Consider the following 18,048-nt stretch of genomic DNA (forward strand, 5'->3'; position numbering starts at 1 on the left):
CTTGCGGTAGTTCTTTTACATAGGTTGTGCGTGGCTTCATCTAAAACCAATTATTAATTATTTAAAAATCAGAAATGATGAAAACAACCGAGAAAATCCTAGTGGTAGACTTAGAAGCTACCTGCTGGGAAAATGATGGCGAATACCAACGTCTCCATAGTGAGATCATAGAAATTGGTATTTGCGAATTGGATGTTCGCTCTGGCGAGTTGTCCAAAAACAAGGGGATTCTTGTAATTCCCGAACGTTCCACGATCAGCCCTTTCTGCACAGAACTCACTTCGATCACTCCAAAAATGATCGAGGAAGATGGAATCCCATTTGCGGATGCCGTTGAGATCTTGGAGAAAGAATATCAATCCTCCCACTACACTTGGGCAAGTTACGGTGCTTATGACCGCAACAAGTTCCAAGAACAATGCAGGGAACACGGTGTGGATTATCCTTTTGGAAATCAGCACATCAATGTGAAGGAGGCCTTTCGGGCTGCTTCCGGATTGAGGCGAAGTGTGGGCATGAAGCGCGCCCTAAAACATCTTAAGATGCCCCTTAACGGGACCCATCACAGAGGTGTGGACGACGCGTACAACATTGCCAACATTCTTTATTGGTGTATCCAAAACACCTAAGGATGTAAAAATGCAATGTGGATTAGCCGAAGGGCTAATTTTTTTTGCCCAATTTTTAGCCATCTACTTTTTATTTATTGAATTCAAAACCTTAATCCCATGCTTGTTGTTGGGGTTCAGTGCTACAGATTTCGCGTAGTTGATCCTTGCATTTACGGTATCTCCAATGGCTAAATAGGTTTCACCCAAACTATCGAATAAATTGGAGTCGGAAGGAAACTGAACGGTTCCCATTTTAAATACTTCGATGGCATCTTCAAAACGTTCATAGCTTATCAATTCATAGCCAAAGGTGTTCACTTCGGCCGCTAGTTTCTTCTGAAATTGACCTTCAGAAAAATCCTTGTAATCGCCATACAGACTATTCAATTTTTCAATATCAGTATCCAAGATGGTTTCGCGCAGGTTCTTGAACATTTCCTGCTCTTGCGATAGTGGAGGGGAAAACCAATCCTGAGGCACATCGAGGTTGGCTTCGATTCTATGGATCTCGTTTTCGGATAAAATTTTGTCACCCGATCTATCTTGCGATTTAAAGGACATCATGATTCCAGCGACAGGGCGGTAATCATATCGGCGTTCGAAAATTTCTATCGTTTTACCTTCTCCATGATAAGGAGCATTTCCAATACTGATGGATTCCATCAAAGTTTCCACATCGAAAAAATAGTTGCCCACCCAACCATCGGGTTTGCGCAATTCTAAATGATAGACCTCATAACCTTTAATGGTTGTGATTCCCTTGAATGTGGCTGAATAGCCTTTTACCTTATAATCGATATAGGCTTTTTCAAAGGTAGATGCGTTTTTCAAGGCTCTTGCGGGTTCTCCTACCACCCGAACCGGAATTTTCGAACTGTATTCCCAAGCGGCTCCATCGAACCCTTCGCAATACCCAAAGGTTCCTTTTTCTTCATCGTAATTGGTGGTAATCCGGATGAAATTGGGTCGTTTTCGGTCGAAACGGTGCAGGGATTTATAATTCCCTTCCTCATAGGTCATAAAAAAGGTAAGGGTGTGAATGGCCTTGTAGGCTTCGTATCCGCCTAAAGCTTCCAAGTGGGCTTCAATAAGTTCATCGGCTGTGTCGATAGAGTTATTGCAACTAAGGAAAATGAGGCTTGCGAAGAGGAGTATCACTAGGTTTTTCATGGTTGTATTGTTTTGGTCTATGGTTCATAAGGTCATTAGCCTTAATGACCTTGAAATAGTGGAAAGGTTACATTTTTATTGAGTGCGCAAAACAATTGCGTAGTGGTGTTTCACCTTTGAACCATAAATCAGAAATCATGGAAAAGCGACTATTGGAAATAGAAAAAAACAGCGGGGTAGACATATTTTTTGCCTGCGAATCGGGCAGTCGGGCTTGGGGTTTTGCCTCACCCGATAGTGATTTCGACGTACGCTTTATCTATACCCACTCCATAGAATGGTATATGGGAGTTTCGGAAAAGAGAGACACCATAGACCTTATGGATGGCGACTTCGATGCCGTAGGATGGGAGCTTAGAAAGCAATTGCGTCTTATGAAGAAGTCGAATGTGCCTGCTTTGGAGCATCTATTTTCTCCAATCATATACAAGGAGGACGAGAGTCTTGGGGAGTTGAGGGAGATAGGATTGGAATGCTTCTCATCCATAGCGTGCATGTACCACTATTTGAGTATGAGTTTGAAGTATCTCGAAAAATTGGAAGGGGATACAATGCGACTCAAGGATGTATTCTATGCCCTTCGCACAGGTTTGGCCGGTGCTTGGATATTGGAATACAAGAGTATGCCACCTGTGGTTTTTTCTGAAATGTTGTCTTTGACTCCAGATCCCGTTTCCGATGAGATACGTAACCTTATGAACCTAAAGGCAACCAAAAATGAAAGTTATAGGCATTCCCGAAACGAATTGGTATTGGATTTTTTGACCGAAACCATAGCAAGGAACAAGGAGTATGCAAAGTCCTTGCCTTCGGGAAAACCTGATAGTGAAAGAATAGATCATTACCTATATAAAACAGTGATGTCATGAAAACCTTGTCAGCATTGAAGGCCTCCAAGGCCATTATATTTGAATGTGTAAGCGGTAGTCGCGCCTATGGCTTGGCTACCGCCACAAGCGATACAGATGTTCGTGGGGTTTTTATCCTTCCGAAGGAACAGTACTATTCCATGGACTATGTGGGGCAGATAAACAATGAGACGAATGATATCGTCTATTACGAACTGAAGAAATTCATGGAATTATTGGCTAAGAACAATCCCAATATCATGGAAATGCTCAATGTGCCCGAGGACTGTGTTCGTTATAAGCATCCGTTGTTCGATAAGCTGAAAAGTGAATTCTTTTTGTCTCAACTGTGCAAGGACACCTTTGCCAATTATGCCTTTACGCAAATAAAGAAGGCGAGAGGATTGAACAAAAAGATCATGAATCCGGTGGAGAAGGAGCGAAAGTCCGTATTGGATTTCTGCTATGTGCGGGTGGAGAAGGATTCTTTTCCGTTAACCACCTTTTTGAAAGATCGAGCATGGAATGCAAAGGATCTCGGTTTGGCCCGTATCACTCATATGAAGGATTGTTTCAATCTTTTTCATTATTCCGATCATGGGTATCAGGGTGTGGCACGGGACGGAGCCAACGATGTGTGTTTAAGTTCTATTCCCAAAGGAGAGAAACCCGTGGCCTTGCTGTATTTCAACAAAGATGGATATTCTTCCTATTGCAAGAAGTACAAGGAATATTGGACCTGGGTGGCCAAGCGGAACGAAGAACGCTACAAGAACAATGTAGCCAATGAAAAGAATTACGATGCCAAGAATATGATGCACACCTTTCGGTTGTTGCATATGGCGAAGGAAATAGGATTGGAGGGAAAGATACATGTCCGTAGACCCGATCGTAATTTCTTACTGAAGATAAAGAATGCTGAATTTGAATACGATGATTTGGTAGCACGAGCCGAAGGGCTGAAAGATGCTTTAGAAAGCATCTATGAAAACTCGGGTTTAAAAACCGCACCGAATCGCGAAGAAGTGAATGCCTTACTGGCATCCCTTCGATCCGAATTCTATAAAAACTGAAAATAATTTAACTACGCAAGATAATTGCGCAATAGGTAAGAACCTTTGTGTAGGTATCATTTAGAAACCCTTCGGGGTTTCGTGTAGTGCCCCGCCGAACAGGAGGGATGTCGGCGGGGCTCAAATAAGAAAAACATGGAAAACAAAAAGAACATTACAGGAAAAGAATTGATCGCCTTGGGATTAAAACCCGGAAAGTGGTTCCCAGAGGCCATAGAACATATCAATACCCATGCTTTGGAAGGCGAAGCGATGTTGGCGTATTTGGAGCAGTTCAGATTACCACCGGCGTTGGATTTGCATGCCGATCCTGTGGATTTTTCCATTAATATAAAAGCTGAAAACGAATTGGAAGAAGGCAACGTAGCCTCGGTCATCCAAACCATGGAGACCTTGATGAAGACGCCTACATTGGTAAACGGTGCCATCATGCCCGATGCTTGCCCAACGGGACCTAATGGAACCATTCCCGTAGGAGGTGTGGCTGTGGCCGATAATGCCATCCATCCGGGAATGCATAGTGCCGATATCTGCTGTTCGGTATACCTAACCGATTTCGGAAAGGTAGATCCTAAGACCATTCTGGATGCCGCGCATGCAAGTACCCATTTTGGACCTGGCGGAAGGGATAGAAGCACCCAATACCGATTCCCTAAGGAATTGTTGGATGCTTTCGAAGACAATTATATGTTGAACAATCAGCAGATGATTCAGGCCGCCCGTTCCCATTTGGGAACCCAAGGGGATGGAAACCACTTTTTGTATGTGGGGCAGTCCGCTAAAACCGGGAATACGATGATGATTACCCATCACGGATCGCGTGGTCCGGGTGCCCGATTGTACAGCAAAGGAATGAAGATAGCCGAGCGATTCCGTAAGGATTTGTCTCCAGATACCTTGAAGCAAAATGCTTGGATTCCTTACGATACTGAAGAAGGGCAAATGTATTGGAATGCCTTGCAGACCATCCGATCTTGGACCAAGATGAACCATCAAGTACTGCACGATGCAGTAGCCTTGAAAACGGGGATCGATATTTACGATCGATACTGGAATGAGCACAATTTTGTGTTCAAAGATGAGAATCATTTTTACCATGCCAAAGGAGCCACGCCTTTGGATGCCAAGTTCATGCCGGATATCACCGGTCCACGGTTGATTCCGCTGAACATGGCAGAACCGGTATTGATTGTAGAAGGGAAAACCACTGCCAACAATTTAGGATTTGCGCCACATGGTGCAGGCCGAAATGTAAGCCGTACCCAGCATAGAAAGAGCAAGACGGGAACGTTCGGGGAGATCTTTGCACAAGAAACCCAAGGGTTGGATGTGCGGTTCTTCTCCAACGAGATCGATATCACCGAATTACCAAGCGCCTACAAGAATGCCGCAACGGTACGTTCGCAAATGGAAGAATTCGGTTTGGGATCGGTCATCGATGAGGTCATGCCTTACGGTTGTATCATGGCTGGGGATTGGTTAAAGAATGCACCTTGGAAGAGGCGTAGGCGTGGGAGAAAGAAGTAATTTTTTTCTTCATGTTCTTTTTCCATTGATGAAAAAGAACCAAAAAATCTAGCCTGTCGATTCTTCTTCACCCATAACGTCCTTAATGCTAAACAAAATGAACTCGCCAAAAGGCTCAAACAGCATTTTGTTCTTAACGCATTTTCGAACTATGGGTCCCGAAGTCGAATCGAAGGGCGAAGATGTTACGAGATGGCCTTGTATACCCTTTTATGCAGAATAGACGCGGTCAAGCTCCGAGATTCAGGTCAACCGTAGGGAGACCGCGGAGTTGACAAGTCAGTTTTCAGCTGTGCTGAAAAATTCCTTATAAAAGTGCCTTTTTCTTTGGTTCGTTTCTTTTGGGCATGCAAAAGAAATGAACATAATAATAAGAATAGCTGCGGGACTATTCGAAGTGAAAAAAACAGTTGAAAAAAAGAAGAAAAAATGAAAAATCTTTTGAAGGATATAGGGGATGGCTTTTCTCATTTGATTGCTCTATTCATGGTAATAATTATAATCGTTTTATTACCAATAATCATAGTAGTAATTCTATTGGTTTGGGCCTGTCGTGAGCTATGGATAAGGGTTTTGCTTATAAAACATAACGGTAAAATCTATTTTGTATATGCAGATTATAACCATATAGAATTTTCAGGGTTTACAATAGAAAATCACAAGGATGTCATTCCGGTTAAGGTGGTTAATAATTACGCTGGGGGATTAATTAAAGATTATTTAATACGGCGATGTCATACGAAGGCCTATCCTCGGTTGATTAAAATAAAAAACGCAAGGCTCATTCATAGGGTGCATTTCGGGACCTATAAAAATATGGTCAAGCGCAAAGGAGATTTGGAGGGATTCCACGAACTCTTGGACCGATCCATAGCAAAGCTTCGTAAAACGAAGTTGGAGGATGAGGTTTGGAAAAGTATTTAGACAGGTGCTGCATGTCACGCTGAGCTTGTCGAAGCGTTTTTGAGACTGACCAACCGGGCACCTCGATACATCACGCCTTTGGCGTGACACTCGGCGTCCGTTTAACTCTTCCCACAGTGATCTTGGCGGGTCTCCAAGTGTTTTGCCGTTCCCCGAGTGTTTTGCGAAGCAAAATGTATCGAGGGGAGGCAAAATGTATCGAACCGTCCTTATCCTTTAAGAATATTTAAACACCTTCTTTCCATAAAATTCTATACATTTCGAAACGAATCACCACCCAACCCGTATGACCCGTTTTCATAACATCAGCAAACAGAAAATCATCATCCTGATGCTGGTTCTGATCAACATGGCGGTGGGTAGGATTTTCCATGAAAGCCTAAATCTGGTCTGCTTTTCAGAATTGTTCATCGTGGCAGGAGTAGGGTATCTATTTTGGAATGCCGCTTTGCCCTACATTAAAAAGGTGGTTCAAAAGTCGGGCAATAATCCTAAAGATCTCCTTATTCATTCCGGACTGGCAATATCAAGTAGTCTATTGAGTGTTTTGGCCTCGCAAGGAATCATCCTGTTTGCTATGGCCTATATCTATAATTGTACCTCACCTAGTTTTTCCTTCATCAATGCAAGTTTGACCAACAACATCGCATTGAATTTCCTATGCTATGCTTTTCTGGCCTATACTTTGGCAGAGGATTACAAAAGAGCAAAGGAAAAACAGCGTTTTGAGGAAGTACCGGAGACAATCCCGACCGAATTCAACCAAAAAATAAGCCTGTCTTCCAGGAATCAGAAGAAGCTGGTTGCTGTTACCGATATCTGCTTTATAGAAGCGTCCAATAATTGCATTATTATCCATACCACCGTAGGGAAGTACGTGAAATACCAAAGTTTGAAATCATTTTTGGAGGAGCACAACCATCCTAATTTAAAGCGGGTGCATCGCTCCTATGTCGTGAATACCGATTTCATTAGTTCTATTGAAAAGAATCGAAGTGGAGACGGCGTTCTTAATTTAACGACCGATCAAACGGTTAAATTCAGTAGAAACTACAAAGAAGAGCTGGCGTGCTAATCCGCATCTTACCACTTTTATCCCACAGCCTGTAACGTATTATTTTTTTAGCTAGTCGGAGTTCGTTTGTTTCGAATCAAAAACGAAATGAACAGACCTTACTATTTGTTATTGGCAAGCCTAGTATTCACCCTTAATATGTTTTCTCAGGAACCCCTTGTCATAAAAAAGACACAGGAGGAAATTGTTATAGATGGTATTTTATCTGAAAAGACCTGGAAGGAATTACCCCCTTACCGTTTTACGGAACTGAGTCCGGCTTGGGGAGTGTCGGATTCGCTTACCGTCATGTACGTTACCTTCGATGAAAAGAATCTATACATCGGATTTCAAGCGCTCGAACCAGAACCCGAAAAGGTCATCAATCGAAGTCTTTTGCGGGATAAGTGGTATGGAGATGACTATGTTTCCTTTCATATAGATCCGAATATTACTGGAGAGAAAGGATTTATCTTCTCCGTTTTTCCGGCTAGTAGCCGAATCGATCTCGCCGTATCCAATAATGCTATTCCGTTGGGCAATGCAACCTTTAATGGTTCCTATGATATGATTTGGAAGGGCCAGACCCACTTCGATGAAACTGGTTGGACCGCCGAATTCGAAATCCCCATTTCCAATCTGCGATTTAAAAAGAATGAAGACGGACAGGTCATGGGCGGTATCTCCGGACTTCGGAGTCAGAACCATCTCAATAAACTGGCAACCTTTCCTAGCTTACCACAGAATATCCCTAATGTAGTAGAAATGCCTTCCATGAAAGTTCCTGCCATCTTCGAAGGATTGGAACCCAGAAAACAATTGCAGATCACTCCCTATGCCATTTCTAGCGTAAACAGAACCAACCGACTGGAAAATGAAGCCTACCAAGAATCCACGGATACCGATTTCGATGCCGGATTGGATGTACGTTATGGCATTTCCTCCGATCTTACGTTGGATCTTACTTTGAATACCGATTTCGCCCAAGTAGAAATAGACGATCAGGTGGTGAACATTAATGACCGAGTTAATATTTTCCTGCCTGAAAAGCGAAAGTTCTTTCAGGAACAAGCCGGCTTGTTCGATTTCAATGCCGGAATACTTTCTCAGCTATTCTACAGCCGAAGAATAGGAATCAATAACGGTCGATTAACGCCTATCATTGGTGGCGCAAGGCTTACAGGAAGCATTGGGAAAACGGATATCGGGGTGCTGTCGTTACAGACCGAAGGCATTGGTTTGGACGATGGAGAGTCGCTAGCTTCGGAGAATTTTGGTGTCCTTCGACTAAAGCGGAAGGTCATCAATCAACGTTCCTTTTTGGGCTTTATGGCCACCAATAGAATCCGAAAAGGATATTACAATACCGCCTTGGGTATGGATGGGGTGATTAGCTTTCCCAATGACCTATTCCTCATTTCTTCCGCGTCGACCACCTTCGAAAAAGACGGACCCAACTACGATTTGGCGGATAATTCCAGGGTGTCGCTATTTCTCGACAAACGCAAACGGGATGGTTGGATTTACCGGGCGGCTTACGAATTCTCGGGCGATCAATACAATCCTGAAATGGGATTCTTGCTTAGGGAGAAACACCATAACTTTTTTGGCACCTTAGGTACGGGAAAGATCAATAACGACCGAACGCAAGGCTTGTTTCAGTACAGCAGATGGACGTTTTTTAATCCCGATATTTATTTCACAACCAATTTCTCCCATGTTATTACTGGCTACAGCCGAACATCTTGGACGGGACGTCTTTTTAACGGAGATAGTTTTGGCTTCTTTGCCCAGGGGCAGTACGAAAACGTAGGTAGCGAATTGCAGTTCAGCAATGAACTTTCCGTTCCTGAAGGCGAATATACCTTTGCTTATTTCGGGGTCTCATACAATCCCGGAGTGCAAAGGGATATACAGTTTCCCATTTCGGTAGAGTATGGGAAATTCTTCGATGGGACTAATTTCCGATTCAATTTTAATCCCGTTTTTAATTTCGGAAAGCATATGAATATAGAGACTTCGTATCGGGCCAATCGAATCGCTTTTAACGATAGAGACCAAAAAGATTGGATCCATATTGGGGAGGCCAAACTGAATTGGGCACTGAATTTACATCTCTCGGGGAGTTTTATTGGGCAGTACAATTCCATTTCGGAAAAGTTCTTATCCAGTGCACGGGTTCGTTATAATTTCAGTGATGGTCACGATCTGTATTTTGTATACAATCAGGATTACAATTTGGATCGGGACTTACAAACTCCCCAATTGCCTGCCTTTAACGATCAGGTATTTACGATTAAGTATTTGTATACGTTTTTTAGGTGATTTGGACTGCTGTGAACGGGCACCTCGATACATCCCGCCTTTGGCGTGACACTCGGCGTCCGTTTTTGTCCTTCTGATTTCCGGTCGCCGAGTGATTTTCTGGGCCCCTGAGTGTTTTGCCGTTCCCCGAGTGTTTTGCGAAGCAAAATGTATCGAGGGGAGGCAAAATGTATCGAAGGGAAAGAAAATTGTATCGAGGTGACATTACCACGGACCAAACCCCAATGACAATAATTTTTACACACGAAAATTATTTCGTCATTACAACAAAAGACAAGAGAATCCTATCCCTTCAACAAGGCAAGAACATTGGCTTTGTAAAGATTCCCAATGGGAATGATAGCGTCGGAAATTGTGATTCTATTCCCTTCAACACTGTGAATATGCTCTTTGGCGACGATATACGATTTATGAACGCGCAAAAAGGATTGTGGAGGGAGCTTTTCCAACATATCCGAGATCTTTTCCCGAACCATGACGTTGCGATCCTTCAGAAGTACTTTGGAATAGTTTCCAGCAGCTTCCACATAGAGGATGTCTTCCACTTTCAACTGAATGTACTTCTTATCACTATACAGAAATAAATGTCCCGCATCGGTCTTTTCAGTAGTCTGAGCCGGTGCAGGGGATTGCTCTTGAACGCGAAGGGCTTTGTTAACGGCTTTCAAAAACCGTTCGAAACTAAAGGGTTTTAGGAGGTAATCAACGATTTCCAATTCATACCCTTCCAATGCATGTTCTTGGTAGGCGGTGGTGACAATCACCTTGGGCGGATGCGGTAAAGTTCGTAGAAAATCGAACCCTTTGAGTTTGGGCATATTCAGGTCGAGGAAAATCAGATCGACCGTGTTGGTTCTTAAGTAATCCAAGGCCTCAAGCGCATCATAGCAATGTTTAATTAACTGCATATTGCCAAGGGTGTCGCAATAGCCTTTAATGATTTCATGAGCCATGTGCTCGTCGTCTATGATAAGGTATTTCGTCATTTTCGCAGTTGTAGATGAGCTTTAAAAATCCCGCCTTCCTGAATATAGGTAAAGGTATGCTTTTTAGGATAGGCCAAGGCCAGTCTTCGTTGCAGGTTTTCTAACCCAATTCCCTTTTCTGAAGGAAGCTCACTGGCATCAAAATTATTGGCGATGTCAAAATTAATAGCCTGATGAGAAGCATGCAGACTGATATGCACAAAGGCGTTTTCCCGAAGATTTTCAACCCCATGTTTAAAGGCGTTTTCCAGTAGAATGATAAAGAGCAAAGGCATCAATTGGATCTTCTCGTCCTTAATATCGATATGGAATTGTACGTCAATCTCTTTGTGGTACCGCATTTTGTGCAGTTCGATATAGTTTTGAAGGTAAGCGACCTCCTCTTCAAGGGTGACGAGCTCCTTTTCTCCTTCGTAAATGCTATACCGCATGAGGTCCGATAATTTCAAAATAAGCGCTTTCGATTTTTCGGTATCCTTATCCACCATACCGTAGAGGTTGTTCAGCATATTGAAGAAGAAATGTGGATTTACCTGGCTCTTTAGGTGTGACAACTCGTTTTTGGTGTTTTCGTTTTTCAGTTTCAGTAAGGACTTCAGCTGAAGGATGATCCAATAGATTCCGAGGAGCAGTAAAATGGTATAGTAGATCACCACCACCATGGCTACATCGGGATGATAATCCCCAAGAAACACCACCGAATTTTCTCCCGTTTCTATTAAGTCGTAGACCGTGATTCCCATGGGAACGGCGATGGTAATGAGGACGATAATTTTAACTGGCAGCCAGTTGTTTCGTTTCAGGAATGTAATCATGCCGTAAAAATAGTGGAATAGCGAGAAGACTTCCCAAAAAAGTGATGAACTGGCTTTTTTGAAGCATGTACACATCCGTAGGCGTTACGAAAACAGTAGGTCTACGCTCAAGGCCTTTCCATCCCAAGACCACATCCATTCATCACAAAAATTTAATCTGGCAGGGTCGTCATTATACTTTCGTGGCGATCAAAAAAACGAACATAAAACGATCTGATATGAAAACTAGAATCCTTCGCTATTTAAAAAATGTATTTGGAACTATAGGTGTGTTATTGCTTGCGGGAATTACTCTCTTGGTTTCCGTAAATGGAAGCATAAATTACGGGGATAACCCTTTAAAAATTAAAATGGAAAAAGAAGGTCCGTATGTATTTTATAAGAACGACAGTGTTCTGAATGTAAACTATGTCACAGGAAGTAGGGACGAGGGTTATCACACCCAACAAACCGAACACAGTACCCAAGATCACGTTCTTACCAGTGTTCATTTCCCGTTGGATGACACCACCTTTAGTTTCCCTTTAAAATCTGACTTTAAAACCCCGGCAACCACCTATGACGATGGGCAGCCAATTTTGGCCATATCGGATATTGAAAGCGGATACAAAACCTTTCGGGATTTTCTCATTAACAGCAAGGTGATAGACCAAAACCTGAATTGGACCTTCGGAAAGGGCCATTTGGTATTGGTGGGTGACTTTGTAGATAGGGGATTCTCGACCACGCAGGTCTTGTGGTTCATTTACAAGCTGGAGCAGGAAGCCGAAAAACACGGCGGAAACGTACACTTTATCCTAGGAAATCATGAACTGTACAACTTGCAGGGTAATTATAAGTCCGCTTCCTATAAATATTATGGCGTTGCCGCGATTCTCGGAAAGCAGCACCACGATTTGTATGGCGAGGATTCCTTTATCGGTCGATGGATGACGAGCAAGAACACGGTAGAGCGTATTAACGGCTATCTCTTTGCCCATGGCGGCATCCATCCCGATTTTGCGAATTACGATATCACTTTGAATGATTTGAACCACATGAATCGAGACAATTACCGCAAGCCTTATTATAAGTGGACCAAGGAAACGGCGGAGGAATTGGTCATATCAGCCAGAAAGGGTGTGAGCTGGTACCGTGGGTATTTTCGGGAGGATTTATCACAGGCTGAGGTGGAAAAAGGCCTCGATAAGTTTGATGCAAAAGCGGTCATAGTGGGGCATACCATCCAAAGAAAGGTAAAGAAACTCTACGACGGAAAGGTATTTGCCATAGACGTAAAACATCCCAAGGACTACGAAAAGAACTGGCCCAACAAAAGCTCCGAAGGCCTACTTATTGAAGGCGATACCCACTACCGCGTTTTCGATAATGGGGAGAAAGAGGTGTTGTAGGGGAGTAAACGGGCACCTCGATACATTTCTCGTTTTACTCGAAACACTCGGCGTCCGTTTTTGGCCTTCCGATTTCCGGTCGCCGAGTGATTTTCCGGAGGAAAATTGTATCGAGGTGCCCGGTTTGTTAGTCAAAAAACGCTTCGACAAGCTCAGCGTGACAATCGGCTATACATTTTCGAACTATGGGGCCCGAAGTCGAATCGAAGGGCGAAGATGTTACGGAATGGTCCTATTACCCTTTTATACAGAATAGACGCGGTCAAGCTCCGAGATTCAGGTCGACCATAGGGAGACCGCGGAGTTGACAAGTCGGTTTTCAGCAGGGCTGAAAAATTCCTTATAAAAGTGCCTTTTTCTTTGGTTCGCTTCTTTTGGGCACGCAAAAGAAATGAACATAAAAAGAAAGATCTCTTACGTTTCTTTATGACAAAAATTTTTACACATGAAAATTATTTTGTCAAAGCCCAAAACCCTATGATCCCACAGCTTCACTTTTCACCCCACAGCTTCACTTTTCACTCATCACATTATTCACTCTTCACCCATCACTCTTCACTCACTGATTCATTCAATCAGTTGATTCTGCGGAAATCCGTACCATCATTACCATAATTTTCCTACCTTTAAAACTCTCCCCAGCTTTTATTCCAGTATTTAGGAAGGTGTTTCTTTTTTGGAAAGGAATGGCTTCTCATGTTGTTCTGAAGACATTTTAACGGTGTTTTGAAGGTTTTGCCCTCTCACATTAGCGCGCTGTTAATACAATCTGGAAAACCAAATGAGAAAATCATTATATAATCTCGTCAAAAACACAATAATTTATAGATATGATTTACCCAATCTAGCACAAGCAATTCCCAAAACATTATTTTCAACTGAAAATGACAAATGCTACTCAATTGTAGATGAGCAAGCTTTGATTGAAATCATTTATAATTCAATAATTGATTATTCATTTAATGAGTTTGATTTCACTCAAAGAGATTTGGAAGACCTACATGCAATTGCTTTTCAAGAGCGTATAAGATACAATGAAAGTGATAGCCAAACTTCTAAATTAAGATATGGTTTTTTTGGTGAGGTGTTATTACACTGTATTCTAAAGTTGTTTTTCAAAACCGATACACTTATTTCCAAAGGCTATTTCTATGACCCTTTAACAAAAGCTGAGGCTCGTGGTTATGACGCCTATCATTTAATTGAGGAAAACGACGAAGTAGGGCTTTGGTTTGGAGAAACGAAGTTTCATATTAGCTACAGAAATGCTTTAAATGACGTACTAGGAAAAATTAAATCTTCTCTTTCTGATAATTATCTAAGGACAAATCTGCTAGCTATTAGAAAGAATCGCGAAAATCTAAATATAAAAGGTTCAAGAATTGAAGCTATACTTAATGATTGGGATGCTAATCCAAATATTAGGATAATTGAAGAATTGCAGCAGCATTCAATTAATCTAATATATCCCATTATAATACTGTTTCAACAAAGCAAAGCTGGTTATGATAATAGCATAAAAAAAATACCAGAATATATAGAAGAGAATTATTCTTTAGAACAATATGATCTCTCAATTCCTTACAGCGTTTTCTTCATATTTATTCCTATTGAAGATGTTAGAAAAATTAAAAAAGAAGTATTAGAATGGATAAAATTGAAGAAGCCTCTAATCTAATTAAGGCTTTAAATGACTATAGAAACCAAAAATTAGAAGATTTTGAATTAATCAAAATCACATGCAGTTTTTTCGATAAAATAAAGGATGAGGATTTAGTCGAGGCTGATTTAAATTTTCTGAAATATATTTCCAATATAATAGGAATACCGCATTTCTTTGATCTTCTCGGGAAATTCCAGGAGAATACTTCTCTAAATTCCTTTGATTTAAATACCCTATCCGCTGTTATTTATGAAAGCACACTTAACTTAAGTACTACTATTAAAGTTCATAAGTATCAGAAGCAGATCTTGAAATTGTTCAAGCCAGGTCAATTAAACAGATATTTTTTGTCAGCTAGCACTTCGTTTGGTAAGACTCATATTGTATTTGAAATCATTAGGAAAATGGATTACGACAACGTGGTTCTTATATTTCCGACAATTGCACTCTTATCTGAAAATTTGGAAAGGCTTACATCCGACAGCAATTACAATTATTTTGTTCAAAAATATTCAATTCATACATTAAGTGAAGTAGAAAGTATCGATGACAAAAACTTATTTATTTATACGCCAGAACGCTACCTTTCGTTTATCGAAAAGCGAGAAGAGGAAATTGATTTCGATTTTGCATTTGTGGACGAAGTTTATAAGATAGATAATGAATATATTATTGATGAAGAGGTGCGAGAAAATGAACGTGATGTGGCCTACCGTCTTGCAATTTTTTATTCATTGAAAAAAGATGTAGACACCTTATTGGCAGGGCCTTACATTGATTTTTCAAGACCAGACGATAAAGACTATAATAAATCCTTTGATGACTTTTTGGAGAAAAACACTATTAGACTTATAAATTATAATAATTATGAGATCGTTAATAAAACATATAGTGATGTTAAGGGAAAGAAAGAGTATAAAGTCGATTATGATTTCGATTTGAAGTTTCAAAAAAGTTCGAAAAATGATCGGCTTGTAGAAATTTTAAGTCAAATTTTTAAAATTGACGAGAACACAATAATCTACTGTTATTCCAGAAGTTCGGTGGAATCTTATGCAAGATCAATTATTGCATCGGGGGTATTAGAGGATTATAGTTTCGATGATTATATTGAATTTGTGGATCATATATCTGACAATTTTAATAGCGAGTGGATACTTATATCTGCATTAAAGCATGGTATTGGGATACATCATGGACTTGTTCCGAAGTACATTCAAAAGGAAATAGTCTCATTATTCAATATAGGTCATTTAAAAATATTATTATCCACTACAACAATTACGGAAGGGGTTAATACATCAGCAAAAAATTTGATAGTTCTTCATAATAAGAAAGGTAATAAACCCTTAAAAAAGTTTGATGCTAAAAACATTGCAGGTCGAGCCGGAAGGTTTTTGCATCATTATAATGGACGAGTTATTGTTTTAAAAAATAAATTTATGGATGCAATAAACTCTGAGCCCGAGGGGATAAAGCACAAAAATTATGATTTACAATCTCCAAAAGAAGAAGTTGATTTATTCTACACAAGACAAGAATATTTAACGGATAGTGATAAAACCAAGATTATTGACATAAATCAGCTACAGGCTGAACGAAATATCCCCGACGAGGTTTTCAATTTATATAAGGTAGTTAGTAGGAGAGATAAGATAAGTATTTATGATAAAATTATTCAACTTAATGATTCTGATATTGAATCTATTAAAAGATTAATTCGTTCAATTAATTTTAGAATGGATATTGATTATGATGGTTTTCAAATAACACTAAATATACTAGAACCAATAGTCAAAAATCAAAAACTAAAATTTTTGATTGAATATAAGGGTGAAAATAATGAGTATTCGACTTTGACGCATTTGGTTCATTTTTACTTAACGGGTGGTTTCGGGAGCTCCGTTGATTACAAACTTAATAAGGGACTCACCGTAGATAAAGCCATTTCCGAAACCTCAGAATTTGTATATAATATATTAAAGTATCAGGTTGTAAAATACCTTGGAGTTTTCAATATTATGTATAAGTTTTATATGTCGCAGAAAACCGCACAACCTATGGATGAAGTTATTGGATTGGATAAATTGTTAACAAAACTAGAGTATAACGCTTTTACTGAAAAAGGTAGAATAGCTAGTGATTTTGGAGTTCCCAACTCAATTATTGATTTCTATGAGAACGAAGAAAAGAGCGAAATTAAAAATGAGTTTGATAATTATGAATTAAGGATTTTCAATAAGGTAGAAACCATTATTAACAATGAGGATAGGAATTCTTCCAATTAATAGAATATCTTAATCAATCTTCGTATTCGTATACTTAATGTCTAACCCACGAAACAGAGGCAAAGAAGGCCGGGACGATCTATTGTTCGGGACGGAGAAAGTACACGCTACCATAAAGGAGGCCGTGGCCGATATGCACTATCTGCTATCACGCGGCTATGCAGAGAAATCCGCCTTGCAATTGGTGGGGAATCGGCATCGACTTAACGTACGCCAGCAAAAAGCCGTACAGGGAATGAGTGCTTCGGAGGAGCAAGTGAACCAGCGCAAACAGACCGAGTTGTCTTTGGAGCAACTAAAAGGACAGGAAATTGCTATCGATGGTTTCAATCTCCTTATCATTTTAGAAAGTGCTTTGTCTGGTGCTTATGTCTTTAAAGGATTAGACGACTGCTATCGGGATCTCTCTAGCGTACACGGCACCTACAAACGCGTACAACAAACCGAGGGCGCCCTGCAATGGGTGGGCGATACCCTTCAGGAGTTACAAACCGGAAATGTGCTCTGGTATTTCGATCAGCCGGTTTCCAATAGCGGCCGACTAAAAACCCTGTTGGGCGAAATGGCCCAAGAACAAGGATACGATTGGACCATAGAATTAGACTACAATCCCGACAAACTCCTGGCCGAAACCGATCGGATAGTGGTAAGCTCCGATGCCTGGGTGTTGGATCGCGCCGCCCGATGGTGCAACCTGGCTAAGGCCCTTATTGAGAGCAAAATTTCAATAATGCAGATTGTTCAGTCGATAGTTGATGGTCGTTAGACCTTAAACACTTAAACGACTCAACAACTCAACGCTTCAACGCATCACTTCTCACCCATCACCTTTCACTGATTCGATCATTAATTCTTCAAAATATTTGGAACTATCCCATTAATTATTACATCTTTGCGGGAGTTCATTGAAAATGTTCTTTTGAAATTTTATGGGATATGTGAGTCAATAGTGGCTTACATAACGTATAAAATGAAAATTATGAATTGGAAAATTCAAAAATTGAGTAATGGCGAGACCATTATTTCAAAGGAACCCGGTAATTCTATGCTACCTATTTTAAAATCGAAGCAACCAGTTAGGCTTGCACCCATCTCATGGGAAGATTGCGAAGTAGGAGATATCGTTTACTGTAAAGTAAGAGGAAATTGCTTTACGCATCTGGTAAAAGGAAAAAACGGTAAACGTGGCTTACTTATTGGTAACAATCACGGTAGAATTAACGGATGGACGAAAAATGTGTATGGCAAAGTAGTAGAAATACTGCCAATGTCATAGACATTACAAACAAGAATTAAAACTAAAAGTATATATAAATGAAGCTGTTTTGTACACATATTGGGAACGCCTTTAGGGCATTTTTCTGTCGTGTGCA

General features: G+C 40.7%; 15 protein-coding genes. 12 read left to right on the plus strand and 3 right to left on the minus strand.

The window, feature by feature from the left end; genetic code table 11:
* Positions 1-77 precede the first annotated feature (77 nt).
* Positions 78-629 (plus strand): 3'-5' exonuclease, encoded by a 552-nt coding sequence (locus POV27_RS02485; RefSeq protein WP_272861591.1) that lies wholly within the window; start codon positions 78-80, stop codon positions 627-629.
* A 63-nt stretch (positions 630-692) separates the two neighbouring features.
* Here POV27_RS02485 and POV27_RS02490 read toward each other — a convergent pair whose 3' ends face one another.
* The gene (locus POV27_RS02490) at positions 693-1,781 is read right to left on the minus strand and encodes a tetratricopeptide repeat protein (protein WP_272861154.1); all 1,089 of its coding nucleotides are present in this window, start codon (positions 1,779-1,781) and stop codon (positions 693-695) included.
* A 137-nt stretch (positions 1,782-1,918) separates the two neighbouring features.
* Here POV27_RS02490 and POV27_RS02495 point away from each other — a divergent pair, with 137 nt between their 5' ends.
* The 6 genes from POV27_RS02495 (at position 1,919) to POV27_RS02520 (ending at position 9,532) form a co-directional block, all read left to right on the plus strand.
* Positions 1,919-2,650 carry a nucleotidyltransferase domain-containing protein gene (locus tag POV27_RS02495; RefSeq protein WP_272861155.1) on the plus strand — a complete coding sequence of 244 codons (732 nt, stop codon included), beginning with the start codon at positions 1,919-1,921 and terminating at the stop codon, positions 2,648-2,650.
* Positions 2,647-3,702: a nucleotidyltransferase domain-containing protein gene (locus tag POV27_RS02500; RefSeq protein WP_272861156.1), complete on the plus strand. Its 1,056-nt coding sequence runs from the start codon at positions 2,647-2,649 to the stop codon at positions 3,700-3,702. The genes POV27_RS02495 and POV27_RS02500 overlap by 4 nt, the downstream gene beginning before the upstream one ends.
* A 135-nt stretch (positions 3,703-3,837) precedes the next feature.
* A complete protein-coding gene (locus POV27_RS02505) occupies positions 3,838-5,229 on the plus strand; it encodes an RtcB family protein (protein ID WP_272861157.1) in 1,392 nt (463 codons plus the stop codon).
* A 429-nt stretch (positions 5,230-5,658) separates the two neighbouring features.
* On the plus strand, positions 5,659-6,153 hold the full coding sequence (locus POV27_RS02510; RefSeq protein ID WP_272861158.1) for a hypothetical protein: 495 nt from the start codon (positions 5,659-5,661) through the stop codon (positions 6,151-6,153).
* A 286-nt stretch (positions 6,154-6,439) separates the two neighbouring features.
* A complete protein-coding gene (locus POV27_RS02515) occupies positions 6,440-7,228 on the plus strand; it encodes a LytR/AlgR family response regulator transcription factor (RefSeq protein WP_272861159.1) in 789 nt (262 codons plus the stop codon).
* A gap of 87 nt (positions 7,229-7,315) precedes the next feature.
* Entirely contained in the window at positions 7,316-9,532 is a 2,217-nt protein-coding gene (locus tag POV27_RS02520) for a DUF5916 domain-containing protein (RefSeq protein ID WP_272861160.1), read from the plus strand.
* Between the two features lie 284 nt (positions 9,533-9,816).
* Here the strand turns inward: POV27_RS02520 and POV27_RS02525 are convergent, their stop codons facing one another.
* Both POV27_RS02525 and POV27_RS02530 read right to left on the minus strand, forming a co-directional pair.
* The gene (locus POV27_RS02525) at positions 9,817-10,518 is read right to left on the minus strand and encodes a LytR/AlgR family response regulator transcription factor (protein WP_272861161.1); all 702 of its coding nucleotides are present in this window, start codon (positions 10,516-10,518) and stop codon (positions 9,817-9,819) included.
* Positions 10,515-11,333 carry a sensor histidine kinase gene (locus POV27_RS02530; protein ID WP_272861162.1) on the minus strand — a complete coding sequence of 273 codons (819 nt, stop codon included), beginning with the start codon at positions 11,331-11,333 and terminating at the stop codon, positions 10,515-10,517. Before POV27_RS02530 ends, POV27_RS02525 begins: the two co-directional genes overlap by 4 nt.
* 218 nt (positions 11,334-11,551) lie before the next feature.
* Between POV27_RS02530 and POV27_RS02535 the strand changes: the two genes are divergently transcribed.
* The 5 genes from POV27_RS02535 (at position 11,552) to POV27_RS02555 (ending at position 17,951) form a co-directional block, all read left to right on the plus strand.
* Entirely contained in the window at positions 11,552-12,724 is a 1,173-nt protein-coding gene (locus tag POV27_RS02535) for a metallophosphoesterase (protein WP_272861163.1), read from the plus strand.
* A 781-nt stretch (positions 12,725-13,505) separates the two neighbouring features.
* Positions 13,506-14,402, plus strand: a complete 897-nt coding sequence (locus POV27_RS02540; RefSeq protein ID WP_272861164.1) for a Hachiman antiphage defense system protein HamA — start codon at positions 13,506-13,508, stop codon at positions 14,400-14,402.
* Positions 14,372-16,675: a helicase-related protein gene (locus POV27_RS02545; protein WP_272861165.1), complete on the plus strand. Its 2,304-nt coding sequence runs from the start codon at positions 14,372-14,374 to the stop codon at positions 16,673-16,675. Before POV27_RS02540 ends, POV27_RS02545 begins: the two co-directional genes overlap by 31 nt.
* Positions 16,676-16,712: 37 nt before the next feature.
* Positions 16,713-17,441: a DUF434 domain-containing protein gene (locus tag POV27_RS02550; protein ID WP_272861166.1), complete on the plus strand. Its 729-nt coding sequence runs from the start codon at positions 16,713-16,715 to the stop codon at positions 17,439-17,441.
* A gap of 213 nt (positions 17,442-17,654) precedes the next feature.
* Entirely contained in the window at positions 17,655-17,951 is a 297-nt protein-coding gene (locus POV27_RS02555; protein ID WP_272861167.1) for a S26 family signal peptidase, read from the plus strand.
* The last annotated feature ends 97 nt before the right edge of the window (positions 17,952-18,048 follow it).

This window comes from Aureisphaera galaxeae (assembly GCF_028561275.1).
Classification (GTDB): domain Bacteria; phylum Bacteroidota; class Bacteroidia; order Flavobacteriales; family Flavobacteriaceae; genus Aureisphaera; species Aureisphaera galaxeae.